The following is a 25362-nucleotide window of genomic DNA, read 5'->3' on the forward strand; positions in this document are numbered from 1 at the left end:
GGCGGTCGTGCAGCTGCCGGCAGTGCTCGGTGAGCCGATCCGGTTCGTGCTGAACTGGGGCCGCCGCTACTCGCTCTGGGTGTTCAACTTCGGTCTGGCCTGCTGTGCCATCGAGTTCATCGCCACCAGCATGGGTCGGCACGACTTCATCCGGCTCGGCGTGATCCCGTTCGCCCACGGCCCCCGCCAGGCCGACCTGATGGTGGTCTCCGGCACGGTGACCGACAAGATGGCCCCGGCGATCAAGCGGCTCTACGACCAGATGCCCGAGCCGAAGTACGTCATCTCGTTCGGCGCCTGCTCCAACTGCGGCGGCCCCTACTGGGACTCGTACTCGGTGACCAAGGGCGTCGACCAGCTCATCCCGGTCGACGTGTACGTGCCCGGCTGCCCGCCCCGGCCGGAGGCGCTGCTGCACGGCATCCTGCGCCTGCAGGAGAAGATCGCCGCCGAGCAGTCCGGCATCGGGGGTGTGCCGCAACGGGACGTGCTGGCCGCGCCGCTGGACGCTCCGCCCCGCGAGGCCGCCGCCCCACGCTCGGTGGACTCGCTCACCGCCCCGCCGGTACGCCCACCCGCCGCGACCTGAGGTCGGTGCGCGCTCCTCGCGCCCGGACGCCAGGCAGCACCATCAATGGGTGGCTGGTTCGCCACCCCGTGGTGGATCCGCCGCACTAGCCTGCGCACTATGAGCAGCTCAGTGGACCAGCGGTCCGCCCACATCGTCGACGTGCTCACCGAGGAGTTCGGCGCGTCGATGGCGATCGACCCGTCCGCCTTCCGCCGCAAGTTCCGCAAGATGGCGGCCTCTCCGTTCGCCTTCTACCGGGGCAGCGCCGCGCTGTTCTACGCCGACCAGCGCGGCGACTTCGCCGACGACCGGTTCTCCGACGAGCGGACCAGCCGGGTGTGGATCCACGGTGACCTGCACGCGGAGAACTTCGGCACCTACATGAACGCGTCCGGGCAGCTGGTGTTCAACGTCAACGACTTCGACGAGGCGTACGTCGGGCCGTTCACCTGGGACCTGCGTCGGCTGGCGGCCAGCGTGGCGTTGCTCGGCTACGGCAAGGCGCTCTCCGACACGGCGATCGGGGAACTGGTGGCCGGGTTCGCCCGGTCGTACCTGACCGAGCTGCGGGCCATCGCCGCCGGCGGCGACGACGCGATCGGCTCGATCACCCTGGACAACGCCGACGGGGTGCTGCGCCGGGTGCTCCAGCGGGCCCGGCTCAACACCCGCGTCGACCTGCTCGCCGCGCAGACCACCATCGACAACTACGAGCGACGCTTCTCCATCGGCGACGGCGTCTTCGAGATCGACGACGCCACCCGGGACCTGGTCAGCGCCGCCTTCCAGGACTACCTGGGCACCCTGCCAACCGCCTCGGCGCAGCTCCGCCCGGTGGCGGCGCGGATCAAGGACGTGGTGCTGCGCAAGGGGGTGGGCATCGGCTCGGCCGGGCTGCCGTCGTACAACCTGCTGCTGGAGGGGCACACCCAGGCACTGGAGAACGACGTCGTCATCTACATGAAGCAGGCGCAGGTGCCGGCCGTGGCGCGGTACGTCAGCGACGAGTCGGTCCGCGGCTACTTCCAGCACCAGGGGCACCGGACCGCCGAGTCGCAGCGGGCGTTGCAGGCGCACGCCGACCCGTGGTTGGGCTTCACCGAGCTGAACGGGGCCGGTCAGCTCGTCGCCGAGGTCTCCCCGTACGCCGCTGACCTCGACTGGTCGGACGTGAACGAGCCGGAGGAGCTGACCGGTGTTCTCGTCGACCTTGGCCGGGCGGTGGCCCGGATGCACTCGGTCGCGGACGACGAATCCAGTCACGACCTGGTGGATTACTCCACCGAGGAGGCGATCGTGGCGGCGGTCGACGCCGACGAGGCGGGTTTCGTCGCCCATCTGGTGGAGTTCGCGCACGCGTACGGGGTGCGCGCCCGCCAGGACCACCAGCTCTTCGTCGACCTGTTCCGCAACGGTCGACTGCCGGGCATCTGAGCGGGTGCGGCCTCGCTCAGGAGGCGAACTCCAGCACCACCTTGATGTCGTCCGGCCCGGGGGTGTACGCGTCGGCATACCGGTTCACCGGCACCCGCCGGGTGATCAGCGACTCGAGCCAGACCTGGTCGGCGCGGGCGAGTGCCTGCGCGGCCATGGTCCAGTGCCGCCGGTTGGCGTTCACCGAGCCGAACACCACGTTGTTCTCCAGCACCAGCGCCCGGTTGAGAGCCCCGGCGTCGAAGTCGATGGTCCGGCCACCGCTGGACACCCCGGCCAGGCAGACGATCCCGGTCGGCGCCGCCTTGCACATCACGTCGAGGACCACCGTGGGAGCGCCCGTGCACTCGATCACCACGTCCGGCTCGAAGGGCAGGTCGTTGACCGGCACCGTGTGGTAGGTGGCGCCGAGCCCGGCGACCAGCTCCGGCTTCGGCCCCTCGGTGTTCCGGTCCAGCACGTGGACGGTGAGCCCGCGCTGGGTGCCGAGCAACGCGGCCAGCAGGCCGATCGGCCCGGCTCCGGTCACCAGGACCGTCTGCGGCTGCCACTCGGCCCGATGCCCGATCCGCTCGATGTGGTCCCAGGCCTTCGCCACCACACTGGTCGGCTCCAGCAGCACGCCGACCTGCGCCAGCGTCGGGTCGAGCCCGACCGCGAACCGCGGCTCGACCCGCCAGCGGTCCCGGGCGAACCCGGCCAGCCCCTTGATGCCGTGTTCGGTGTACTGACCGTTGCGGCACATGTCCCACTCGCCGACCGCGCAGTTCGAGCAGGGCACCGGGTCGGGGTAGCGGACGATCCCCGCCACCAGGTCACCAGGTTGCAGGGTGCCGCTGGAGTCCTCGATCACCCGGCCCAGTGACTCGTGCCCGATGACCAGGCGGTCCGCACCCGGCGGCGCCTCGCCGTACTCCCCGGCGATGATCTCGTGGTCGGTGCCGCAGATCCCCACCGCCAGCGCCTCGACCAGGACAGAGCCCTCCTCGGCAGCCGGCTCCGGCTGATCCTCGACGAGGTTCAGCGAGTTGGCGACCCCGGGTCTCACTGTCACAGCGCGCACACCCTCATCTTTCCCCGCCGGGACGTGCGCCGCGCCCAAAGCCGGCAGATCGCTGGGCATCGGCGGCGGCCAGGTGCCGGCCCGGCCGGCACTAGGATCAGCGGCATGACTCCCGAAGAGGTCGGCGCTCGACTGGTCGCGCTGCTCGCGCCGGTTGAGGCGACCCCGTCGGTCTCCGGCGGGCAACGGTTCGCCCGGGCCACAGTCGACGTGCCGCCCGCGAGTTGGCTGACCGCGGTCTCCGCCGCCCGTGACGACACCGAGCTGGCCTGCGACTTCTTCGACTGGCTCTCCGCCGTCGACGAGTTGGCCGAGGGCTTCGACGTGGTCGCGCACCTCTGGTCGACGCGACTGCGCCACGGCCTGCTGCTGCGTACCCGGTTGCCGCGCGGCGCGCCCACTGTCGCCTCGGTGGTCGACGTCTACCCCGGTGCCGCCTGGCACGAGCGGGAGACACACGAGATGTTCGGCATCGACTTCGCCGGCCACGGGGAGCTGCTGCCACTGCTGCTGCCCCCGGAGTTCGAGGGCCACCCGCTGCGTAAGGAGTTCGTGCTCGCCTCCCGGGTGGCCAAGCCCTGGCCGGGTGCGAAGGAGCCGGGCGAGTCCGAGGCCGGCGGCGGGCGTCGACCGATCCGCCCGCCGGGCGTTCCCGCTCCGGGCGAGTGGGGCCCCACGCCCACCCCGGCTGGCGCCGGTGGGGTGGGGGAGGGCCCGCGTGGCGGCACCCCGGCCAGACCGGCCCGTGAGCGTCCGGCGCGGCCCGCCCCGGGGGCCCGTCCGGCGCGTACACCCCGGCCTGCCGGCACCAACGACGGCCCGACCCCCGCCGACCAGCCCGCGCCCGGCGCTGGCCCGGCGGCCGATCCCGTGCCCGGCGCTGGCCCGGCTGCCGAGTCCGTGCCGGGCGCTGGCCCGGCTGCCGAGCCTGTGTCCGGCGCTGGCCCGGCTGCCGAGCCTGTGTCCGGCGCTGGTCCGGGGGCCGAGCCGGCGCCTGGCGCGGCCGCACCTGACAAGCCTGGCGCAGGCCCGGCCGACCCGGCCGCATCGGGCGGCGGGTCGATCGCGGACCCGCCGGGCCGCGCTGGCCAGAGCGACCACGACGGGGGTACGGCCTGATGCCGCTCTGGGTGGAGCTGGTGCTCCGGATCGGCGGCGTGGTCGTCGCGTTCCTCACCCTGCCGTTGCTTGTCGGCCAGGCCGAGCACAAGGTGATGGCGCACATGCAGGGCCGGCTCGGCCCGATGTACGCGGGCGGCTTCCACGGCTGGGCGCAGCTCGTGGCCGACGGCGTCAAGTTCGTGCAGAAGGAAGACATCACGCCACGCGAGGCGGACCGGGCGGTGTTCCGGCTGGCGCCGGCGGTGGCCCTGGTGCCCTACCTGCTGGTGCTGTTGGTCATCCCGCTCGGTCCGAACGACCTGGTCGGGCAACCGTTGGACATCGGCCTCTTCTTCGTGCTGGCCGTGGTCGGCGTCGGGGTGGTGGCGGTGCTGATGTCGGCGTGGGCGTCGGCCAACAAGTACAGCCTGCTGGGCGGGCTTCGCGGAGCCGCCCAGTTGCTCGGTTACGAGCTGCCGCTGGTGCTGGCCGCCGCGTCGGTGGCGATGGCGGCCGGCACGCTCAGCCTGTCCGGCATCGTCGAGGCGTGGCAGCCGTGGTGGCTGCTCTGGCAGGCACCCGCGATGATCATCTTCTTCGTCGCCGGGCTGGCCGAGATCCGTCGGCCACCGTTCGACATGCCGGTGGCCGACTCGGAGCTGGTCTTCGGTTACATGACCGAATACACCGGTCTGCGGTTCGCGTTCTTCCTGCTCGCCGAGTACGTCGGCATCGTGGTGATCGCCGCGCTGACCACGGTGCTGTTCCTGGGCGGTTGGCAGGGCCCGTTCGCCGACGACCAGCTGGGCTGGCTCTGGACGCTGCTCAAGATCTTCGCGGTGTCCTTCGTGATCATCTGGCTCCGGGTGTCCTACCCGCGGCTACGCGAGGACCAACTGCAACGCCTCTGCTGGCTGGTGCTGGTACCCGCATCCCTGGCGCAACTGGTCCTCACCGCAGCCGTCCGCATCGCCCTGTAACCCGCCCCCGCCCGCGCCCCCCCCGCCCCCCCCGCGCCTCCCCGCCCCTCTCCCACGTCGATCTTGCACTTTCTGTCCCGGCGAATCCTGCCAAGGTGGGCATTTCGGCGACAGAAAGTGCAAGATCGGCGCGTGCTGGGGGGTTAGCGCAGCGGGGTGTGTGCGGGGTCGACGGGCTCGGCTGGGGGTGGGGGCGGGGTGCCGTCGCCGAAGGGGCGGCCGCCCAGCGTTTCCCGGCCGTGCGGGGTGAGCCAGTTGGACAGGTCGGGGCCGAGCGGGACGATCCCGGTCGGGTTGATGTCGCGGTGCACCTCGTAGTAGTGCCGCTTGATGTGGTCGAAGTCGATGGTGTCGCCGAAACCGGGGGTCTGGAAGAGGTCGCGGGCATACGCCCACAGCACCGGCATCTCGCTCAGCTTCTGCTGGTTGCACTTGAAGTGGCCGTGGTAGACCGGGTCGAAGCGGACCAGCGTGGTGAACAGCCGCACGTCGGCCTCGGTGATGGTGTCGCCGACCAGGTAGCGCTGGTCGGTCAACCGCTCGGTGAGCCAGTCCAGCCGGTCGAAGAGTTGGTGGTACGCCTTGTCGTACGCCTCCTGGCTGCCCGCGAAGCCGCACCGGTAGACGCCGTTGTTGACGTCCCGGAACACCACGGCGTTGACCTCGTCGATCTGCTCCCGCAGGTGCTCGGGGTAGAGCTGCGGGGCACCCTCGCGGTGGTACGCCCTCCACTGCGTGGACAGGTCCAGGCTCATCTGCGCGTAGTCGTTGGTCACCACCTGCCCGGTCGGCACGTCCACGATCGCCGGCACGGTGATGCCGCGCTCGTACCCGGGGAAGCGCTTGAAGTACGCCTCCTGGATGCGCTCGATGCCGAGCACCGGGTCCCGGCCGTCCGGGTCGAGGTCGAAGGTCCAGCTCCGGGCGTCGTGGGTCGGGCCGGCGACCGCCATCGAGATGGCGTCCTCCAGACCGAGCAACCGTCGTACGATGATCAGCCGGTTGGCCCAGGGGCAGGCCCGGCTGACCGCGAGCCGGTACCGGCCCGGCTCGACCGGATAGCCGTCGCGCCCGTCCTCGGTGATCCGAGTGGCGATGTACCGCTGGTCGCGGGTGAACTCGCCGCCCGGCTCGACGTACTTGCCGCCTTGTTCCTCGCCCACGTCGCTCCTCCCGGTCTGGTCAGTGTCTCTACCCAATCCTCGCGGATCTACGGCGCACCGTGGTCCCGGATACCCTGCCGGCATGACGGATGTGGAGGCGGCGGCCCGACGGTTCATCGCGGATGTGTGGAATGCCCGCCAGGAGGAGTCGGCGTACGAGCTGGTCGCCGAGGAGTGCCCGGGGCTGGGCGGCACCGGGCCGGAGGCGACGCTGGCCTGGCACCGCGAGCGCCGGGCGGCCTTCCCGGACCTGCGCTACAAGATCGTCGACGTGGTCGCGGCCGGCGAGCGGGTGGCCGTGCACTGGCGGGCCGCCGGCACCCACGTCGGGCAGTTCGGGCCGGTGCCGCCGACCGGTCAGGTGGTCAGCTACTCGGGGGCGACGTTCCTGCGCTTCGACCCGGCGGGCCGGATCGTCGAGGTGTGGAGCTGCAACGAGCTGTTCCAGTTGCTGCAACAACTCGGCGTCGAGATGCTCCCACCGGCCGTCGTCAGCGGACCCGGGGCGTGATCCGGCTGATCGGCAGATTGATCGGAAAGGGCTCGCCGGTGTCGACGAACTTCGTCCACCGCCCGGTCTCGGTGTAGACCTCGTTCACCGCGTCGATCCGGTAGGTCACGACCTCCAGCGCGCCTTCGGTCTCGATCCGCCAGTAGAAGGGGATGCCGGCCTGGGCGTACACGCCGGCTTCAACACCCGGTCGATCGTCTCGGTGCCCTTGCCGACGACCTCGACGGCGATCACGACCTCGCTCGGGGCAAACCAGTGCCGGTGCCCGTCGTCGTCGCCGGTGACCCGGAGGACCACACCGTCGGGCACGAACGTTCGGCTGTTGCTCACCCGCACCTCCACACCGTGGACAGCGACGTACCCGTCGGATGACATTTCATCGAGCGCTGCCATGAGACGTGCCGTGACCTGCTGGTGCGAGGTTCGAGGAGGCGGCGGCATGAGCAAAATGCCGTCGAGCAGCTCGCGGCGGCGATTGTCGTCGGGGAGTCTGTCGAGATCCCCGGCAGTCCAGCCGCCCTCCGGAGTGCAAAACGTTTCCAGTTCGGTCGTCATCGATCCTCCGGGCGGTTCGTGCTTCCCGGGTACACCCTAGGGTCGTCGACCTGTGGGTGGTGGTCGCGCGCGCCGTGGCCACAGGGCAGGATGGTCGACATGAGCGACCCCAGCGAGCGCGGTGACGCCAGCGACCGTGGCCTTCCCGGCGCGGGCCTGGTCAAAGGGCTGGCGGTCACCCTCAAGACGATGACCAGCCGTTCGACCACCCAGCAGTACCCGGACACGGCCCCCGACCTGCCGCCCCGCTCGCGTGGCGTGATCGCCCTGTCCGAGGAGAACTGCACGGTCTGCATGCTCTGCGCCCGCGAGTGTCCGGACTGGTGCATCTACATCGACTCGCACAAGGAGGAGGTGGCGGTGCCCGGCGCCGCCCGCCCCCGCCAGCGCAACGTGCTCGACAAGTTCGACATCGACTTCTCGCTCTGCATGTACTGCGGCATCTGCATCGAGGTGTGCCCGTTCGACGCGCTCTACTGGTCACCGGAGTTCGAGTACGCCGAGTACGACATCAAGGACCTGCTGCACGACAAGGACCACCTCGGTCAGTGGATGGCCACCGTTCCGCCGCCGCCCGCGCACGACCCGAACGGCGAGCCGGCCAAGGAGGAGACCGCCGCCGCGCGCAAGGCCGCCGCCGCACGTCCCGCTCCGCCAGCGGTACGCCCCGAGCCCGACGCCGACCCGGGTCCCGCGTCGTGAGCGCCCGAGCCGTCGTGAGCGCCCGAGCCGGAAGGGCGGCCCGGTGACCGGGGCGGATGTGCTGCTGCTCGCCCTCGGCGCGGTGGCGGTCGGTGCCGGCGTGCTGGTGGTGACCACGAAACACCTGGTCCGGGCCGGGCTCTACCTGGTGGTGTGCCTGGGCGCGTTGGCCGGTGACTTCCTGGTGCTCAGCGCCGAGTTGGTGGCCTGGGTGCAGGTGCTGATCTACGTGGGTGCGGTGGTGGTCCTGCTGCTGTTCGCGGTGATGCTGACCCGGGCTCCGATCGGCGCCTCCGACGACCTGGACCGGCCCGGCTGGCCGGCCGCGCTGATCGGTGGTGGCGCCGGGCTGGGGCTGACCGCCCTGCTTGTCGACGCGTACCGATGGAGCACCGTCGCACTACCCGCCGCGGGCACCGCCGAGCGGCTGGGCGAGCAGATCTTCCAGTCCTGGGTGCTGCCGTTCGAGGTGCTCTCGGTGCTGCTGCTCTCCGCCCTGGTGGGTGCGATCGTGCTGTCCCGGCCGGACATCGGCCGAGCCGCCCCGCAACGCGACGGCACGGCGGCCGACCTGGTCGACAGCGACTCCGGGGGGCGCCGGTGAGGCCGGTCATCCCGTACGTCACCGCCGCGCTGCTGTTCGGCCTCGGCGTGTACGGCGTCCTGCGCCGCCGCAACGCGGTGCTGGTGCTGATGTCGGTGGAGTTGATGCTCAACGCGGTCAACCTGATCCTGGTCACCGCTGACACCACCGCCCGCGCCGTGCTCCCGCACTCGGGGCAGGTCTTCGCCCTCTTCGTCATCGTGCTCGCCGCCGCCGAGATCGGGGTGGGGCTGGCGATCGTCCTCCAGCTCTACCGGCTGCGGGCGACAGTCGCCGTGGATGACGTGCCGCTGACCGAGCCGTCGGATCACGTCGACGGGCGCGAGCCGGCTGTCCTGGACGCGGAGGCGGGCCGGTGACCGGGCTGCTCGGGGCGCTGCTGCCCGCCGTACCGCTGGTCGCCGGGCTGCTCGGCCTGCTGCTGCCACCGGCTCCTCGGCGTGACAGCGCGACCGGCGGCGACCGGGCCCGGACGACAGCCGTGACGCTCGGCGTCACCGGCGCGGCCGGCGCGTTGGCGTTGGCCGTCGCGCTGCTGTTCACGGTCGACGGGCCGACGGAGACGTCAGCCACCTGGGTCGACATCGGCGGGCTGGCGGTGACCCTCGGCGTACGGCTGGACGGCGCCGCCGCGCTGGTCGCGGTGGCGGTCACCGCGGTCGCCCTGGCCGTGCAGGTCTACTCGATCGGCTACCTGCGGCGCGGCCCCCACGACGACGTCGACGTGGACCACCGCTACCCGCCCTACGCCGCCCAGATCAGCCTCTTCACCGGTGCCATGCTGCTGGTGGTGGTCGCCGGCGACCTGATCATGCTGTTGGTCGGCTGGGAGGTGATGGGCCTCTGCTCGTACCTCCTGATCGCCCACGACCGCCGACTGGCCGGCGCCCCCGCCGCCGCCATGAAGGCCTTCCTGGTGACCCGGGTCGGTGACGTCGGGTTCCTGCTCGGCATCGCGCTGCTGGGCGTGTCGACGGGCAGCTTCCGGATCGCCGACGTGCTGGCCCACGACCACTCCGGCGCGACGTTGACCGCCGCCGGCCTGCTGCTGCTCGCCGGTGTGGCCGGCAAGAGCGCGCAGTTCCCGCTGCACACCTGGCTGCCGGACGCGATGGCCGGCCCGACCCCGATCTCCGCGCTGATCCACGCCGCGACGATGGTCGCCGCCGGGGTGTACGCCGTGGCCCGGCTCTACCCGCTGTTCACGGCCGCGCCGGTGACGCTGACCGTGCTGGGGGTGCTCGGCGCGATCACGCTGTTGCTCGGCGCGCTCGCCGCCACCGCCCAGGACGACATCAAGCGCGTGCTGGCCTGGTCGACGGTGTCCCAGTTGGGCTACATGACCGGCGCGCTGGCGGTCGGCTCACCCTCGGCCGCATTGTTCCACCTGCTCACCCATGCCGCCTTCAAGGCGCTGCTGTTCCTCGCCGCCGGCGCGGTGATCCACGCCGTCGGCACCACCCTGATGTCGGAGATGGGCGGGCTGCGGCGCAGCATGCCGGTGACCTTCTGGTGCACGGTGGTGGGTCTGGGTGCGCTGGCCGGCGTGCCGCCGCTTGCTGGTTTCTGGAGCAAGGACGGCGTACTCACGGTCGCCGAGTCGGCCGCGCTGGAGGGCACCGGCCCGGCCCCGTCCTGGGTGGGCTGGATCGTCTGGGTCGCCGGACTGGTCGGCGTGGCGGTCACCGCCTGGTACGCCGGTCGGCTGCTGCTGCGCACCTTCTTCGGCGCTCCACGCCTGCCCCTGCTCCGGCCGCACGACCCGCCGGCGGTGCTGCGCTGGCCGGTGGTGCTGCTGGCCGTGCCGGCCGCGCTGCTCGGTCTGGCCGGGTTCGTCGGGGCGTTCGCCGACCGCCTGCGGTTCCCCACCGTCCCGGTGGCGGGCTCCGAGGACGGCCTGGTCCACCTGGGGCCGGGGGTGCTGTTGCCGCTCGCGTTCCTGCTGCTCGGTGCCGGCCTGGTGACGCTGGGCTGGTGGCGCGACAGGGCCGCCGACCCGGCGGCCGCGCTGGGTCCGCTGCGGCCGGTCTTCGCCCGCGCGTTCCGGCTCGACGACGTCCAGCACACAGTCGTGGTACGCCCCGTCGGCGCGCTGGCCCGCGCCGCGCGCGCCGGCGACGAGGTGGTGGTGGACGGCGCGGTCGAGGGCAGCGGGCGAGCCGCGTCCGGTCTGGGCGCAGGGCTGGCCGCGCTGCACCGCGCGGCGCTGCCCCGAGCCGCCGCCGGCGTCCTGGCCGGTGCGCTGCTGATCGGCCTGGCCGCCGCCCTAATTGGAGTCAACCAGTGAGCGCGAGGAGTGAGCCGGGTTTGCGAGCCCCGCAGTCGCGAACAGAGGTAGTCCAGTGAGCGCGAGGAGTGAGCCGGGTTTGCGAGCCCCGCAGTCGCGAACAGAGGCAGTCCAGTGACGTTCGGGCAGGGGTTGCTGGTCGCTGTCCTGGCGCTGCCGGCGCTGGGTGCGGTCGCGGTGGCGGCGACGCCCCGGGACCGGGCGGCCCGGGTGGTCGGCACGGTCGCGGCGGCGTTGACCCTGTTGGCCGCGGTGCCGCTGGTGTTCGGCGGTCAGGGCTGGGTCGCCTGGTCGGCCGGCGCGCCGGCGGTGCGCCCGTGGCACCAACTGGACCTGCCCTGGGTGCCCGGTCTGGAGTTGCGCTTCCACCTCGGCGTCGACGGCATCTCCTGGCCGCTGGTGGTGTTGACCGCGCTGCTCACGTTGCTCTGCTGCGCGTACACGATGTGGCGGGTCCCGGACGGCGGCAGCGGCCGGGCGCTTGTCGCGCTGCTGTTGGTGGTCGAGGTGGGCATCCTGGGCACCTTCCTCGCCCTGGACCTGGTGCTGTTCTTTCTCTTCTTCGAGGTCGTCCTGCTGCCGATGTACGCGATCATCGCCGGGTGGGGTGGTGCGGACCGGCGTCGGGCGGCCCGGAAGTTCGCCCTCTACACGCTGTTCGGGTCGGTGCTGTTGCTGGTCGGTGTGTACGTCGTGGTCGCCGCCGCCGGCACCGCCGACCTGGTGACGCTCACCGGTGGCGCGGGGATGTCCCGGGGCACCCAGTTGGCCGCGTTCACCCTGCTCGCGTTGGCGTTCGCGGTGAAGAGCCCGCTGTGGCCGTTGCACTCCTGGCTGCCCGACGCGCACACCCAGGCACCCACGGTGGGCAGTGTGGTGTTGGCCGGTGTGCTGCTCAAGATGGGCACGTACGGCCTCATCCGGGTGGCGGTGGGGGTGGCGCCGGAGGGCGCGCGCTGGGCGGCGCCGGTGCTCGGCGTGCTGGCCGTCGCCGCGATCCTGATCGGTTCGCTGGTCTGCCTGGCCCAGTCGGAGGTGAAGCGGCTGATCGCGTACTCCAGCGTGGGGCACATGGGCTTCGTGCTGCTGGGCGTCGCCACGCTGACCGCCACCGGCATCCAGGCGGCGTTGATCGGCAACGTCGCGCACGGCGTGATCACCGGCCTGCTGTTCTTCCTGGCCGGGGCGGTGAAGGACCGTACCGGCACGGGCACCCTCGCCGAGCTGTCCGGGCTGCGGGAGACCGCGCCCCGGTTGGCGGGTCTGCTGGCGTTCGCGGCGATCGCGTCGCTGGGCCTGCCCGGGCTGGCCGGCTTCTGGGGTGAGGCGTTCGCGGTGATCGCCGCCGTGCAGGTGGGCGGCCCGCTCTGGACCACCCTCGGGGTGCTGGCGGCGGTCGGTGGGGCGCTCACCGCCGCGTACTTCCTGCGGTTGTTGCGCCAGGTCACCCACAACCGCCCGAGCCCCGCCGTCGGCCAGGTCGGCCCCGGCCTGGCCGGTGCGGAGCTGACCGCCTGGGTGCCGCTGGTGCTGCTCGCGTTGGCCATCGGGCTGGCACCGACGCTGGTCCTCGGCGTCGCCGAGGCCCCCGTCGACGCCCTGATCGGAGTGGTCAAACCATGAACGTCGTGCAGAGCGTGGACAGCGTCGCGCTGCTGCCGGCCTACCTAGCCGCCGGCACGGCCGTACTCGTGCTGATCACCGATCTGCTCGTGGCCCGGCCACGGGCCACCATCGCGGTGGCCGCGCTCGGCGCGGTCGGCACCGCCGTCGGCTCCGCGCTGGTCGGGGCGGGTGCGGAGCGGCGGACGTTCTGCGTGGGCGCCGACTGCTCCTGGATCTTCGGTGGTCGGGCGGCCCTGGTCGGCGTGGTGGTCGCGCTGCTCACCCTGGGCGTGCTCGGGCTGTCGGTGCCCGCGCTGCGGGCCGGGCGGTCACCGGTCGGGGAGTACGCCTTCCTGCTGGCCTGCTCGATGACCGGCGGCGTGGTGCTCGGCGCGGCCGGCGACCTGATCACGCTGATCGTCGCCCTGGAGACGCTGACCCTGCCGCTGTACGTGCTGGTCGGCCTGCGCCGGGGGAGCCTCGCGAGTGCCGAGGCGGCGTTGACCTTCTTCGTGGTCAGCGTGGTGGCGACCACGCTGACCCTGCTCGGCGCGGCGCTGCTGTACGCGGTGACCGGTGGGCTGCACCTGGACCGGCTCGGTACGTTGCTCGCCGAGCAGCCGGAGTTGCGGGACCTGCCGTTGACCACCGCCGCGGTGGCGGTGCTGCTGGTCGGGTTGGCGTTCAAGGTGGCGGCGGTGCCGTTCCACGCGTGGGCGCCGGCCACCTACGACGGCGCGCCGCTGCCGGTGGCCGCGTACCTGTCCACCACGTCGAAGCTGGGCGGTCTGGTCGCCCTGCTCGCCGTGGTGCAGCGGGCGCTGCCGGCGGACCAGACCGGTCCGGTGCTCGCCCTGCTCGCCGTGCTCACCATGACCGTCGGCAATCTGGTCGCCCTGCGTCAGCGGCGGACCGTCCGGCTGCTCGCCTGGTCGTCCGTCGCGCAGGCCGGGTACATCCTCGCCCCGTTGGGAGCGCTGGCGCTGGCCGCCGGGCGCACGGACGAGGCCCGGTCCGCCGCGTACGCGGCCGCCGTGGCGTACGCCGTCTTCTTCGTGGTGTTGGAACTGGCCGCCTTCGCCGGAGTGACCGCGCTGCGGCCGGCGGGCGCGGACGGCGGCACGCTGGACGACCTACGCGGGGCGGCCCGGCGGCACCCGTGGCGGGCCGCGGCGCTCGGTCTCGCGCTGGTGGGTCTGGCTGGTCTGCCGCCGGGGCTGGCCGGCCTGTTCGCGAAGGTGACAGTGGTGCGGTCGCTGCTCGACGGCGGCGCGGCCTGGCTGGCGCTGGTGGTGGCGCTGAACGCAGTGATCGGCCTCGCCTACTACCTGCGGGTGACCGCCGGGCTCTGGGCACCGCCGACGACGACGCCCGGCCCGGCCGCGGCGCTCGCCGGTGGCGGAGCGTCGGGCGTACCTCTGGTGGGTGTGGTGGCCGTGGTGCTGGCGGTGGCGACGGTGGCCGCCGTGGTGCTCGGCGTCGCCCCGCAGCTGGTGCTCGACCTGGCCGGCCGCTGACCCCACCTGGGCCCTGGACTCAGTCAACTCTCAGCGTTGAGACGGATGGTTGGCGGGTACCGGGTTGTTACACCGGTCAGCGGATCCCGGCGATCCGTGCACCGAAGGAGACATCGTGCACCACAACCGTCTGAAGACCGCAGCGCTGCTCGGCCTGCTCAGTGCCCTGATCCTGGCGGTGGGCTACTGGTTCGGCGGCAGCGGCGGCCTGGTCATCGCCGTCCTCGTGTCTCTGGTCATGAACGGCGTTTCCTACTTCTACTCCGACAAGCTCGCCCTGCGCTCGATGGGGGCGCAACCGGTCACCGAGGCACAGTTCCCCGAGCTGTACCGGATGGTCCGGGAGTTGGCGACCGACGCCCGGCAGCCGATGCCGCGGCTCTACGTCAGTCCCACCGCGCAGCCCAACGCGTTCGCCACCGGGCGCAACCCGCAGCACGCGGCCGTCTGCGTGACCCAGGGCATCACCGAGATCCTCGACTACCGCGAGCTGCGTGGCGTCATCGGGCACGAGCTGTCCCACGTCTACAACCGGGACATCCTGATCTCCAGCGTGGCGGCCGGCCTGGCCAGCATCATCACCCTGCTGGCGAACCTCGCCTTCTTCATCCCGCTGGGCGGCGGGGACGACGAGGACCGACCCAACCCGGCTGTGCTGCTGCTCACCCTGATCCTGGGCCCGATCGCGGCCACGGTGATCCAGTTGGCGATCAGCCGGAGCCGCGAGTTCCAGGCGGACGCCTCGGGCGCCGAGCTGAGCCGCGACCCGCTGGCCCTGGCCAGCGCGCTCCGCAAGATCGACGCGGTGGCCTCACGTCGGCCGTTGCCGGCCCAGGGCCAGCTCACCAGCACCGCCCACCTCATGATCGCCAACCCGTTCCGGGGCGGCGGCATGGCCGCGCTCTTCTCCACCCACCCCAAGATGGAGGACCGCGTCGCCCGGCTGGAGCAGATGGCCCGCAACTCGGGGCCGGTGCAGTTCCAGCGTTGATCCACTGATCGGCCGCATCCGCCCGTATCCGGCAGCGCCGGGTACGGGCGGATCGCTGTGTCGAGGAACTATTCCGCTGTCTTCCTGTCCGTCGGCGGCGTTAGGGTCGTAACGGCTCACGCTCATTACACCCTCGGGAGGTTCACGGTGACCGCGCTGCGTCAGTACCTGGGTGTCTGGCGGATCCCCGGCGCGCCCATGCTGCTGATCACCGGCATCATCGGGCGGCTCGGCATCGGCATGACCCCGCTGGCGCTGCTCCTGGTCGTCGAGCACGTCACCGGGCGCTACTCGCTGGCCGCCATCGCGGGCGGCATCTACGCCCTCGCCGGCGCCGCGCTCAGCCCGGTGGCCGGACGGATCGCCGACCGGGTCGGCCCCAGCCCCGTCCTGCTGCTCACCGCCGTGGCCCACCCGCTGGCGCTCGTCGGGTTGCTGCTGGCCAGCCGCTCCGGCGACGACGCTCTCCCCGTCATCTACCTCGCCTCAGGCGTGGCCGGCGCCACCTATCCGCCGCTCACCGCCGCCATCCGCGGCGCCTGGAACGACCTGACCAGCCCCAACTCCGGCCGACACCACCTCCGCAACACCGCGCTGGCCGCCGAGACCACCCTGTTCGAAATCGTCTTCGTCCTCGGCCCGCTGCTCGTCGCCGGCTTCGTCCTCGTCGCCGACGCGGCGGCCGCGCTGATCGGTGCCGCCGTGGTCACCCTGGCCGGCACGACCGCCGTGGCCCTCGGCCGGGTCATGCGCGGCTGGCGTCCACACCCCCGGGAGCACCACGCCCGCGGGCTCGGCCCGCTGCGGGTCCCCGGCTTCCCGGCCCTGCTGATCTGCGTGGCCGGCCTGGGCATCGCTTTCGGGGCCGCCGGAGTGATCGTGCCGGCCTTCGCGAGCGACCACACCACCGACGACCCGGAGAGCCTCGCCGGCGTGCTGCTCGCGGTCTGGGGGATCGGCAGCGCCATCGGTGGGCTCTGGTTCGGCGTCCGCAAGCCGGCACCAAACATGACCCGGCAGTTCGCCCTACTGCTCGCCGCGCTGGCCGCCACCTTCGCCGTGTTCGCGGTGATGCCCACCCCGCTGGCGTTGGGCGTCGCGCTGGTCGCCGGCGGAGCTACCATCGCGCCCGCGCTGACCCTGGAGAACACCCTGGTCGGCCGGATCGCCCCGACCGGCATGCTGAACGAGGCGTACACCTGGGTGGTCACCGTCGCGGTCGCGGCGAGCGCCGCCGGCGGCTCGGTGGCCGGCGTGATCGTGGACCACGCCGGCGGCGTCCGCTGGGCGTTCCTGTTCGCCGGGGCGGCGGTCGCCGTCGGGGCCGCGGTCGCCGCACTACCCGCCGGGCCCATCGCCCGTGCGGAAACCACGGCGGTACGCACCGAAGAGCCCGTCACCGTCTGACCACGTGGCCCGGTCGCCCCGCACCTCGCGCGGCGTCTCGGTCGGCCCGCGCCTCGGTCGGGTTCTCCTTGATCGACTCGGCTTCCTGAAAGTCGCGGTGTTCCAGTCGCCCGGATGCCCCGACTTCCAGGAACCCGAGTCGATCTCAGCCGGGCGCACTGCGTCCGGGGATCGCTTCATCTTCGCCGGGACGGCAGTATGCGAACGTGCTTATTAATGGGTACGAGAACGACCCGCTGGTCGACGGCGGTCAGTTCCTGAGTGACTCGCTGTTCTGGCCGACCTACCTGATTGACACCATGGCGTCCCACGACCCCTCAATGGTCACCGCCGCCTTTGAGGTCAGCGAGGATGATTGTCTTAGTTACTTCCGTCGCCTGACGGATCCGGACGGGTGGCCGGTGTTTCGGCTCGGGCTTCCCGACCGGCACGAGATCGACGTGGTCTACCGGAACCTGACCGGGGACATGGGTACGGAGTTCGTCCTGTGCCGGTCCGGTGGGAATTCCAAGCTGGACCTGGCGAACGTTGGGGGGCACGAGTTCCGTCCGGGGCTGAGCTGGCCCGAGCTGTCGCCGTCGCGAACTGGTCGGACGCGCCGCACGGCGTGGTGAAGCCACACGCTCGGTTGCTGCTGTTGCTGCCCGCGTTGGGCGATGCGGACCTGCCCTCAGAGGCGATGGCGATGGCGACGGTTGCATTGACGGGGTGCGGTGCCGGGCCTCGGGCAGGCGAGTTGAGTGAATGGTTGCTGCAGGAGCCACAGGGGTGGCCGCACTGGCGTCAGCAAGGCGATGGTGCTCTGGTCTGTGATGGCCGGTACAGTCGCCGCAATCCTGAGGGGCCGGCCGGCCACCCACCCGCTGACCTGCTGGCAATTTCGTCGGCGCTGCGGATCGTCTAGCCGAACACGTCATCCACGTCCTGCGATCTGTCACGCAGGTCCCGAGACCCGACAGCCCGCTGCCGGCGAAGTGGTTCGACCAGCCGGCGACCCGGGCGAGCCGAGCAGACCACTGCCCGACCCGCCAGCGTCCGACCGTTCTGCCTAACCGGCTTTGTTAAGGGCCCCAAACGCGCCAGGCCGTCGGGCGCTGAACACCAGCGCCCAGGGACGGCCGTTGGCGACGACGTTTACCGAGGTCACAACAAGTGACCTACGACGGCACCGGCGGAAATGATCGGGCCTTACCTGTAGTTGTTGAACTGGAGAGCGACGCCGAAGTCCTCGCCCTTCAGCAGCGAGATGACGGCCTGCAGGTCGTCGCGCTTCTTGCCGGTCACGCGCAGCTGGTCACCCTGGATCTGCGCCTGCACGCCCTTGGGGCCCTCGTCGCGGATCTTCTTGCTGATGGCTTTGGCCTTGTCCGTCTCGATGCCCTGGATCACCTTGCAGTCGATCTTGAAGATCTTGCCCGACGGGCGCGGCTCCCCAGCATCCAGCGACTTCAGCGAGATGTTCCGCTTGACAAGCTTCTCCTTGAATACGTCCAGTGCGGCGCGGACGCGCTCCTCGGTCTCCGCCTGAAGGCCGATCGCCTCCTCGCCGGACCAGGAGATCTCAGCGCCGGTGCCGCGGAAGTCGAACCGCGTCGCGAGCTCCTTCTCCGCCTGCCGAAGGGCGTTGTCGACCTCCTGACGGTCAACCTTGCTCACGATGTCGAACGACGGGTTCGCTGCCATGTTTCTGCTCCTGCTGTCCGGCGGTCTGGGCCTGCCGTCGGCCGCCCACCAGCGGCACGACCCCCTGACCGTACCCGGTTGCGTCGGCACCGGGGGGAGCCGCTATTCTTGCTTCCGCCGCCGCGTTGCGACGCGGTGGGGTGCCCTGGCGGGTTGCCCGAGCGGCCAATGGGAGCGGACTGTAAATCCGTCGCGAAAGCTTCAGAGGTTCGAATCCTCTACCCGCCACCAGGTGCAGACACGGCCCCTGACCAGCAGAGATGCTGATCAGGGGCCGTTGTCGTTGATCTAGCCGAGTCCCGCTCAGCCTGCTCTGCCTCGCGCAATCCAGCTGGCTGAGCTTCCTTACGTCACCGAGATCAAGTCGATCCGGCTCGCCGGCGGCCCCGCCGCGAGCAGGGCGGTGCCGAGGATGGATGGCATGGGACGGACTTCTTCGGAGCGTCGTCGGGCGAACCGTGCGCTCAGCGTAGGCGCGTGCGTCGCGCCACCAGGGTGCCGTCACCTGGCCGACCTGCGAAGAGTGACTCCGGAACACGGCCACTTCGCGGCCTGGGAGGAGCCGGAACTCTTCGCCGCCGAGGTGCGGGCCGCACTCCGGCCGCTGCGGTAGTCCCGAGCCGCGACAGTCGGCCCTGCGATGGCGGGCCGCGAGGTCCCGGTGGTGGCGGTCGAACACCAGCGGGCAGCCGTGTGGAGCTCGCCGATCCGTCGCGAAGGCTACAGAGTCTCGAACCATCCTCCGGTGGCAGTGATAATCGAGAGACTCCGATCCTATGGATCCGAGAGGATTGTTGTGTTCAACTGGTCACCGGTTGCGAACCGCCGACCGGCGCCAGTCGTCCTGGGGGAGTTCCGGTGGTGGAGAAGTTCCGGTGCCGCCCACGCTTGCCGGCTTTGGGTTCCAAGCGGGCTTTGCAACTGGAAGCGGCATCCATGACGTAGATCCAAATTGTGGCTATAACTTGAACATGCATCATCTGCGCGCCTCCTGGGGCGAGCCAACGACCTTGCTGGGCATCCGTCGTTGAAGCGTTCGGGCCGACTGGACGGGCCCGCGCTGCTCAGCCGTCCGACCGCTTTGCGGGCTGCCCCGGGTGTGGCACCATCGTGGAATCTTGCCTTCCCGACACCCCTGCCACGAGGAGCACGCGATGTCTGGTCAAAGGCTGGCCCGGCGGGTCGGCATGGTGTTCGCAGTTCTGGCTCTCGCCGTGATGGCTGGCGGGGCCTCTGGTTACGGGGAGTTCCAAGCCTTCGATTTCGTCTGGACGGCACCACTCCGCTAGGTCGGGCAGGCGGCATCGGCACCGTGATCGACGTTGCCGCCAGCTTCGTTCGCCGGCCGTGCATGGTTCTGTGGCAGTGACCGGTAAGGAGTGGTATGGCCGAGCGTCGGCCCGCATCGGGTGGCTCAGGGTCTCCTAGCCGCCCTGCCCAGTACGCCTGGTTCATCACCGGGCCGTTGGCATTCGCGGCCGCGATCTTCTCGACGGCTATCGGGTTGGCCAGCCATGACCATTTCCGATCCTGGGGGCTCGCCGCCGTCCTGTTGGCCGTGATGGTGGTCGCCGGCCTACCGATGCTCAACTTCGTCATCGGGCGCCAGTCCTTCGGGTCGCGGCTGACCGAGATCCCACTCGTGTTGGCGTTCTTCTTCCTGCCGCCGTTGATGGTGGTCGCGGCGTACACGCTCTCGACGCTGATCACCCATCTGCGCTACCGGTTCGGCCTCGCGAAACTGGCCTTCAACGTCGCGAACGCCTCTGCCGCCGCATCGCTGGCCGGGCTCGTGCTGCTGGCGCTCCCGCCCATTCAGGGGGAGGTCGGGCCACGGACCTGGGCCGTGCTCTTCGTCGCGGTCAGCACGATCCTCATCTCGACGTTGGCCGGTGTGGCCGGCGTCATCGCGATCATGCACGGCTGGCAGGCGGCACTGGGTGTGCTGCGCAACGCGTTGCCGCCCCTGCTGACCTCCGGGGTCAACATCGTCGTCGGGCTGGTCGTCCTGATCGCGGTGCGGACGACGTGGTGGTCGTCCGTGCTGATCGTCGTGCTCGCGGCCGCGCTCGCGAAGGTCTACCGCTCGTACGAGCAGTTCTTCCGTCAGCACCGGACGCTCGGCGACATGTACGAACTCACTCAGGCGATGACCGCCAACGGGCAGAGCGGCAACCTGGCCGACGTCCTCCTCGGTCGGATCCGAGGGCTCATGCAGGCCGAGTACGCGACGCTGTGGCTGCCCGCCCAGGGGCGTCACCCGGAGGTGATGCTGACCGCGCGGGTCGACGACGCCGGCCTGCTGGACACGTCGCCGACGCCGGTGGTCGTCCGCGAGGAGGCCCGCCGTCAGCGCCGCAGCCTGGCGATGGGTGTTCGCCTCGGGGACGAGGAGAGCCTGCGGGGTTCGCTGCGCGCCACCGGTGTGAAGGACATCATCGTGGTGCCGCTCTACTCGGGACAGGCGGTGATCGGCACGCTCGAGGTGGTCAACCGGCTCAGCGACGTCGGTCATTTCACGCCCGGCGACATCCCCGTCTTCGAGACGGTCGCCGCGCACGCGGCAGTGGCCCTGGAGAATTCGCGACTGGTCGACCGGCTCCGGCACGACGCACACCACGACACGTTGACCCGACTGCCCAACCGGCGGCGGATCACCGGGGCGCTGGACGAGTCGGTCAAGATCCGCGCGCCGGGCGAGGTGGTGGCGCTGCTGCTCTTCGACGTCGACGGGCTACGCCAGGTCAACGAGTCCCTGGGTCACGCGGCCGGGGACAAGGTCCTCACCGAGGTCGCCAACCGGTTGCGGGCCAGCGCGCCGTCGTCGGCTCTGGTTGGCCGTGCCGGCGGGGACGAGTTCCTGGTGACGCTGCGGTTGGAGAGCGCTGAGGCCGCGCTCGAGTTGGCCGCTCAACTGCGTGACCAGATCCGCGACGAGATGGTCTTCGACGCGCTCACCCTCGACGTGAACACCGCCGTCGGGGTGGCCGTACACCCGGATCACGGCAGCGACGCGGCGACCCTGCTGCTGCGGGTCGACCTCGCCGCCACCGCGGCCAAGTCGGTGCCGGGCAGCGTGCAGCTGTTCAACCCCGCGCTGGAGTCCCGTTCACTGCGCCGACTGGGTCTCGCCGGCGACCTGCGCCAGGCACTGGACAAGGACGAGTTGGAGGTCTACTTCCAGCCGAAGGTGACTCTGCGGGACCGGCGCCTGGTCGGTGTCGAGTGTCTGGCCCGGTGGGAGCACCCGGCGCACGGCACGGTCGCTCCGGAGGACTTCGTGGCGGTGGCCGAGCACACCGGCCAGTTGAGTCGGCTCACCGAGGTGGTGCTCCGCGAGGGCCTTCGCCGCAGTAGGGACTGGGCGCTGGCCAACCAGCCGCTGCCCATCGCGGTCAACCTCTCGGCTCGTACGCTCATCGACCAGCACTTCCCGGACCGGGTCCAGGAGTTGCTGACCGAGTACAAGGTGCCGGCGCAGCGCCTCACCCTGGAGATCACCGAGTCGGGGGTGCTGGACGGCACGGACCGACCCATCCCCACCCTGCAACGGCTGCGGGATCTCGGCGTACGGCTGTCGGTGGACGACTTCGGCACCGGCGACTCGTCCCTGGCGCACCTGCGGCGGCTGCCGGTGCACGAGGTGAAGGTGGACCGCTCCTTCGTGCAGGGCATGGCGACCGATCCCGGGGACCTGGCGATCGTCAACGCGGTGGTGACCCTCTCCCAGCAGTTCGGCCTGGCTGTGGTGGCCGAGGGGGTGGAGAGCGAGCTGACCCTGGAGCTTCTCCAGGACATCGGCTGTGAGATCGGGCAGGGCTTCCTGTTCAGCCGGCCGCTGCCGTACGAGCGGTTGGCTGCCTGGTTCGGCGCCCAGGTCGAGCCGGAGACGATCTCCAACGGGGAGCTGCCGCGCCTCCGTGTCGTGCCCTGAGCAGGGTGCGGACGATCACCGGGGATCCGATTTCACCTGTCGAGCCGGGCCGTGTACTCTTACTCCTGCGCGCCCCACGGGGAGATCGCGCAGGCCCCCTTAGCTCAGTCGGCAGAGCGTCTCCATGGTAAGGAGAAGGTCTACGGTTCGATTCCGTAAGGGGGCTCGAGGGTTCAGCTGGACCCATCGCAGCGGTGTAGCTCAGATGGTAGAGCAAGCGGCTCATAATCGCTGTGTCGCCGGTTCAAGTCCGGCCACCGCTACTCTCGTCTTCCGGGCTCGTTGCCGGTGGTCGTAAGAAAATGGGCGCTTCTGGCGCCCACTTTGCATGTCCGCGCTGTCAGCGTCTAGGCTGGCGCGTCGTAGTTGTTTCCGTTAGCGAGGAAGGCACTCCGCCGTGGCGAAGGCTACCGATGTCCGGCCGAAGATCACTTTGGCGTGTGTGGAGTGCAAGGAGCGCAACTACATCACGCGCAAGAACCGCCGCAACGACCCCGACCGCATCGAGCTGAAGAAGTTCTGCCCGCGCGACGGTCGGCACACGGTCCACCGCGAGACCCGCTGATCGCGGGCCGGCTTCGGGCCGGCCGCTGTCGAAGCTTTCCGATCGCCGATCTGACCGGTTTGGTGCGGCTCCGCCGCCGCCTCCCGATCAGGTCGGCGATTGGGCTTTCCGTGTAGGTTCGCGGCATGTCTCTGGACCCTTCCTTCGTCGGCCGGACCTATCCGCCGACCGCCCCCTATCAGGTGGGCCGAGAAAAGATCCGCGAGTTCGCCAGCGCCATCGGTGCCACCGACCCGGCCCACCACGACCCGGAGGCCGCGCAGGCGCTGGGCCACCCCGACGTGGTGGCCCCGCCGACCTTTCCGGTGATCGTGACGATGGCCGCGAGCCGCCAGATCATCGAGGACCCGGCCCTGGGTGTCGACTACAGCCGCCTGGTGCACGGCGACCAGCGGTTCGCGTACACCCGGCCGGTGTTCGCCGGTGACGAGCTGGTCTGCACCAACACCATCGAGGACGTCAGCACCCGGGGTGGGCACGGCTTCCTGACCACGCGTACCGACGTGAGCACCGTCGGCGGGGAACCCGTGGTCGCCGTCTGGGCCAGGTATGTCATTCGCGGGGAGGCCTGAGATGGAGTTGCCAGCACAGACGTTCCGGGTGACCCGGGCGGACCTGATCCGTTACGCCGGCGCATCGGGTGACTTCAACCCGATCCACTGGAGCGACCGGGTCGCCACCAAGGTGGGTCTCCCCGGGGTGATCGCCCACGGCATGTTCACCATGGCGTTGGTCGGCCGGGCGGTCACCGAGTGGGCCGGCTCGCCGGACGCGGTGGTCGAGTACGGCGTGCGCTTCACCCGGCCGGTGGTGGTACCGGACGACGACCAGGGGACCGAGATCGAGGTGACCGCGCGGGTCCGTGAGGTGACCGAGGACGGTCTCACCCGACTCGAGGTGACCGCCACCTGCCTGGGTGAGAAGGTGCTGTCCCAGGCGCGGGCAACCATCCGGACGGCACGCTGAACCGAGCCCGCCACGCGTGGCGGAGAGACCGGTTGGGAAAGTCGGGCGGCTACCCGTACACTGGTCCGCCGTGGGGCAAGTGACCCCTGCTCGGTCGTCTGTGGCCGCGTGGGGCGAGTGTTGCCGCATAGGGGTGTAGCTCAATTGGCAGAGCAGCGGTCTCCAAAACCGCAGGCTGCAGGTTCAAGTCCTGTCACCCCTGCGCCTCAGGCCTGACCGTTCCCGTGGGTCGCGCCGCCAGCTTGGCGGCGTCCGGCCCGTGGTGGTGGCATCGGCGGGGTGGCTCCGAGGCAATCGGGCCCTCCGGGTGATCCACCGGCCGCGGCCCGTCGCGGGACGGTTGGGTCCGGCCGGCGTGACCAGCGCCGCGTACGCCACTCGGCGTGCGACCTGAGATTCCGCGACGGAGGGCGAAGTGGCCGACAACAAGCGGCGCGACGACGACGGCGACGATCGTCTGGACGACGAGATCGTCGACGACGTAGCCGACGACGACGCCTCCGGCGCGGACGAGCCGGTTTCCCGGGGAGGCACCGCCACGCGGTCCCGTGCCCGGGCGGAGTCGGCGGACAGCCGACCGACCACGCGGTCGGAAACGGGTCGGGTAGGCGTCTTCGGCCGCATCGCCCGGTTCTTCCGCGAGGTCGTAGCCGAACTGCGTAAGGTCATCTGGCCGACCCGCAAGGAGTTGCTGACCTACACCGCCGTGGTGGTGGCGTTCGTCGCGGTGATGCTGACGATCGTGGGTGTGCTGGACTTCGGCTTCGCCAAGGTCGTGTTGTTTGTCTTTGGCAACTCGGACTGACCGGCTGCCTCCAGCCATAGTGACGGAAGTGAGCGAGCGTGCCTGAGTACGACGAGACCGCCGGACCGGTGGACGAGCAGTCCACGGTCGCGACGGCGGCTGGTGACGAGTCGGTTGAGGCCGCCAGCGAGCCGGAGTTCCCAACGACCGAGCCCGCACCGGACGAGGACTACGACCCCGTCGCGGAGCTGAGGCAGAAGCTGCGCTACGCGCCGGGTGACTGGTACGTGGTGCACTCGTACGCCGGCTACGAGAACAAGGTCAAGACCAACCTCGAGACCCGGATCACGAGCCTCGACATGGAGGACTTCATCTACCAGGTCGAGGTGCCGACCCGGGAAGAGGTCGAGGTCAAGAACGGTAAGCGTTCGCAGATCCAGGCCAAGGTCTTCCCGGGCTACATCCTGGTCCGGATGGAGCTGACCGCCGAGTCCTACTCCTGTGTCCGGAACACCCCGGGTGTGACCGGCTTCGTCGGCGCGACCGACCGGGCCGACCGGCCCGCTCCGCTCTCGCTCGACGAGGTGCTGAAGTGGCTGGCACCGGCTGTCGAGACCGAGCAGAAGAAGGCGAAGCCGGAGATCAAGGTCCTCGACTTCGAGGTGGGCGACTCCGTCACCGTCACCGACGGCGCGTTCGCGTCGCTGCCGGCCACGATCAGCGAGATCAACGCCGACCAGCAGAAGCTCAAGGTGCTGGTGTCGATCTTCGGTCGTGAGACTCCGGTGGAGCTCAACTTCAACCAGGTCGCCAAGATCTGATTGGTCGTCGGCGGCGGGCCCGGCCCGGCGCCCGCCGGGGGGGGGGCCCCCCCGCCCCCCCCCGGCGGGGGGGGGGGCGGGGGCCGGCGCGACACAGGTATGTCGCCCCGGGGGCCCCGCGCAGACCGTGGCGGCCCCGCGGGGGGGGCCAGCCGCC

General features: G+C 70.8%; 24 protein-coding genes, 4 tRNA genes and 1 pseudogene. 24 read left to right on the plus strand and 5 right to left on the minus strand.

Annotated features, from left to right (window positions below; translation table 11 throughout):
- Window positions 1–7 precede the first annotated feature (7 nt).
- Window positions 8–589, plus strand: coding sequence for an NADH-quinone oxidoreductase subunit B family protein (locus ACFYL6_RS24095; RefSeq protein WP_355005696.1), 582 nt, complete (start codon window positions 8–10; stop codon window positions 587–589).
- A 99-nt stretch (window positions 590–688) separates the two neighbouring features.
- Entirely contained in the window at window positions 689–2005 is a 1317-nt protein-coding gene (locus tag ACFYL6_RS24100) for a DUF2252 domain-containing protein (protein WP_387174401.1), read from the plus strand.
- Between the two features lie 16 nt (window positions 2006–2021).
- On the opposite strand, the gene ACFYL6_RS24105 is transcribed toward ACFYL6_RS24100, so the two are convergent.
- Window positions 2022–3068 (minus strand): glucose 1-dehydrogenase, encoded by a 1047-nt coding sequence (locus ACFYL6_RS24105; protein WP_387174403.1) that lies wholly within the window; start codon window positions 3066–3068, stop codon window positions 2022–2024.
- A 105-nt stretch (window positions 3069–3173) separates the two neighbouring features.
- Here ACFYL6_RS24105 and ACFYL6_RS24110 point away from each other — a divergent pair.
- A pseudogene (locus ACFYL6_RS24110) lies at window positions 3174–3770 on the plus strand (NADH-quinone oxidoreductase subunit C); the annotation flags it as partial.
- 416 nt (window positions 3771–4186) lie between these two features.
- A complete protein-coding gene (locus ACFYL6_RS24115) occupies window positions 4187–5149 on the plus strand; it encodes a complex I subunit 1 family protein (protein ID WP_030329816.1) in 963 nt (320 codons plus the stop codon).
- Between the two features lie 143 nt (window positions 5150–5292).
- Here ACFYL6_RS24115 and ACFYL6_RS24120 read toward each other — a convergent pair whose 3' ends face one another.
- A complete protein-coding gene (locus ACFYL6_RS24120; RefSeq protein WP_387174405.1) occupies window positions 5293–6312 on the minus strand; it encodes a glutathione S-transferase family protein in 1020 nt (339 codons plus the stop codon).
- An 82-nt stretch (window positions 6313–6394) separates the two neighbouring features.
- Between ACFYL6_RS24120 and ACFYL6_RS24125 the strand changes: the two genes are divergently transcribed.
- Window positions 6395–6823 (plus strand): ester cyclase, encoded by a 429-nt coding sequence (locus ACFYL6_RS24125; protein ID WP_387174407.1) that lies wholly within the window; start codon window positions 6395–6397, stop codon window positions 6821–6823.
- On the opposite strand, the gene ACFYL6_RS24130 is transcribed toward ACFYL6_RS24125, so the two are convergent.
- Window positions 6804–6932: a hypothetical protein gene (locus ACFYL6_RS24130; RefSeq protein ID WP_256442179.1), complete on the minus strand. Its 129-nt coding sequence runs from the start codon at window positions 6930–6932 to the stop codon at window positions 6804–6806. The two genes, ACFYL6_RS24125 and ACFYL6_RS24130, sit on opposite strands and share 20 nt — an antisense overlap.
- On the minus strand, window positions 6929–7378 hold the full coding sequence (locus tag ACFYL6_RS24135) for a Uma2 family endonuclease (RefSeq protein ID WP_387174409.1): 450 nt from the start codon (window positions 7376–7378) through the stop codon (window positions 6929–6931). Before ACFYL6_RS24135 ends, ACFYL6_RS24130 begins: the two co-directional genes overlap by 4 nt.
- 90 nt (window positions 7379–7468) lie before the next feature.
- Between ACFYL6_RS24135 and ACFYL6_RS24140 the strand changes: the two genes are divergently transcribed.
- From ACFYL6_RS24140 to ACFYL6_RS24180, 9 genes are all read left to right on the plus strand, one after another.
- Window positions 7469–8080: a NuoI/complex I 23 kDa subunit family protein gene (locus ACFYL6_RS24140; protein ID WP_387174411.1), complete on the plus strand. Its 612-nt coding sequence runs from the start codon at window positions 7469–7471 to the stop codon at window positions 8078–8080.
- 43 nt (window positions 8081–8123) lie between these two features.
- Window positions 8124–8684, plus strand: coding sequence for an NADH-quinone oxidoreductase subunit J (locus tag ACFYL6_RS24145; protein WP_387174412.1), 561 nt, complete (start codon window positions 8124–8126; stop codon window positions 8682–8684).
- Entirely contained in the window at window positions 8681–9043 is a 363-nt protein-coding gene (gene nuoK, locus ACFYL6_RS24150) for an NADH-quinone oxidoreductase subunit NuoK (protein WP_387174414.1), read from the plus strand. Before ACFYL6_RS24145 ends, nuoK begins: the two co-directional genes overlap by 4 nt.
- Window positions 9040–10971 carry an NADH-quinone oxidoreductase subunit L gene (locus tag ACFYL6_RS24155; RefSeq protein ID WP_387174416.1) on the plus strand — a complete coding sequence of 644 codons (1932 nt, stop codon included), beginning with the start codon at window positions 9040–9042 and terminating at the stop codon, window positions 10969–10971. The genes nuoK and ACFYL6_RS24155 overlap by 4 nt, the downstream gene beginning before the upstream one ends.
- 114 nt (window positions 10972–11085) lie before the next feature.
- Entirely contained in the window at window positions 11086–12594 is a 1509-nt protein-coding gene (locus ACFYL6_RS24160) for a NuoM family protein (protein ID WP_387174418.1), read from the plus strand.
- Entirely contained in the window at window positions 12591–14093 is a 1503-nt protein-coding gene (locus tag ACFYL6_RS24165; protein WP_387174420.1) for an NADH-quinone oxidoreductase subunit N, read from the plus strand. Before ACFYL6_RS24160 ends, ACFYL6_RS24165 begins: the two co-directional genes overlap by 4 nt.
- Window positions 14094–14208: 115 nt before the next feature.
- A complete protein-coding gene (htpX, locus tag ACFYL6_RS24170) occupies window positions 14209–15084 on the plus strand; it encodes a zinc metalloprotease HtpX (protein WP_387174423.1) in 876 nt (291 codons plus the stop codon).
- A gap of 147 nt (window positions 15085–15231) precedes the next feature.
- Complete coding sequence (locus tag ACFYL6_RS24175) at window positions 15232–16491, plus strand: MFS transporter (RefSeq protein ID WP_387174425.1); 1260 nt, start codon at window positions 15232–15234, stop codon at window positions 16489–16491.
- 206 nt (window positions 16492–16697) lie between these two features.
- Entirely contained in the window at window positions 16698–17105 is a 408-nt protein-coding gene (locus tag ACFYL6_RS24180) for a hypothetical protein (protein WP_387174427.1), read from the plus strand.
- A 574-nt stretch (window positions 17106–17679) separates the two neighbouring features.
- On the opposite strand, the gene ACFYL6_RS24185 is transcribed toward ACFYL6_RS24180, so the two are convergent.
- The gene (locus ACFYL6_RS24185; RefSeq protein WP_124774541.1) at window positions 17680–18174 is read right to left on the minus strand and encodes a YajQ family cyclic di-GMP-binding protein; all 495 of its coding nucleotides are present in this window, start codon (window positions 18172–18174) and stop codon (window positions 17680–17682) included.
- Window positions 18175–18321: 147 nt separating this feature from the next.
- Between ACFYL6_RS24185 and ACFYL6_RS24190 the strand changes: the two genes are divergently transcribed.
- From ACFYL6_RS24190 to nusG, 10 genes are all read left to right on the plus strand, one after another.
- Window positions 18322–18405, plus strand: a tRNA-Tyr gene (locus ACFYL6_RS24190).
- 1153 nt (window positions 18406–19558) lie between these two features.
- On the plus strand, window positions 19559–22108 hold the full coding sequence (locus tag ACFYL6_RS24195; RefSeq protein ID WP_387174429.1) for a putative bifunctional diguanylate cyclase/phosphodiesterase: 2550 nt from the start codon (window positions 19559–19561) through the stop codon (window positions 22106–22108).
- A gap of 93 nt (window positions 22109–22201) precedes the next feature.
- Window positions 22202–22274, plus strand: a tRNA-Thr gene (locus tag ACFYL6_RS24200).
- Window positions 22275–22298: 24 nt separating this feature from the next.
- Window positions 22299–22371 (plus strand) — tRNA-Met (locus ACFYL6_RS24205).
- Window positions 22372–22505: 134 nt separating this feature from the next.
- Window positions 22506–22673 carry a 50S ribosomal protein L33 gene (gene rpmG, locus ACFYL6_RS24210; protein WP_007073056.1) on the plus strand — a complete coding sequence of 56 codons (168 nt, stop codon included), beginning with the start codon at window positions 22506–22508 and terminating at the stop codon, window positions 22671–22673.
- Between the two features lie 125 nt (window positions 22674–22798).
- A complete protein-coding gene (locus tag ACFYL6_RS24215) occupies window positions 22799–23245 on the plus strand; it encodes a MaoC family dehydratase N-terminal domain-containing protein (RefSeq protein ID WP_387174431.1) in 447 nt (148 codons plus the stop codon).
- A gap of 1 nt (window position 23246) precedes the next feature.
- A complete protein-coding gene (locus ACFYL6_RS24220; RefSeq protein ID WP_387174432.1) occupies window positions 23247–23639 on the plus strand; it encodes a MaoC family dehydratase in 393 nt (130 codons plus the stop codon).
- A 129-nt stretch (window positions 23640–23768) separates the two neighbouring features.
- Window positions 23769–23841, plus strand: a tRNA-Trp gene (locus tag ACFYL6_RS24225).
- A 213-nt stretch (window positions 23842–24054) separates the two neighbouring features.
- Window positions 24055–24444 carry a preprotein translocase subunit SecE gene (gene secE / locus ACFYL6_RS24230; protein WP_030329860.1) on the plus strand — a complete coding sequence of 130 codons (390 nt, stop codon included), beginning with the start codon at window positions 24055–24057 and terminating at the stop codon, window positions 24442–24444.
- A 38-nt stretch (window positions 24445–24482) separates the two neighbouring features.
- The gene (gene nusG / locus ACFYL6_RS24235; protein ID WP_112584800.1) at window positions 24483–25205 is read left to right on the plus strand and encodes a transcription termination/antitermination protein NusG; all 723 of its coding nucleotides are present in this window, start codon (window positions 24483–24485) and stop codon (window positions 25203–25205) included.
- Window positions 25206–25362: the final 157 nt, after the last annotated feature.

The sequence above is a fragment of the Micromonospora sp. NPDC007208 genome, assembly GCF_042869175.1.
Taxonomy (GTDB): domain Bacteria; phylum Actinomycetota; class Actinomycetes; order Mycobacteriales; family Micromonosporaceae; genus Micromonospora; species Micromonospora foliorum.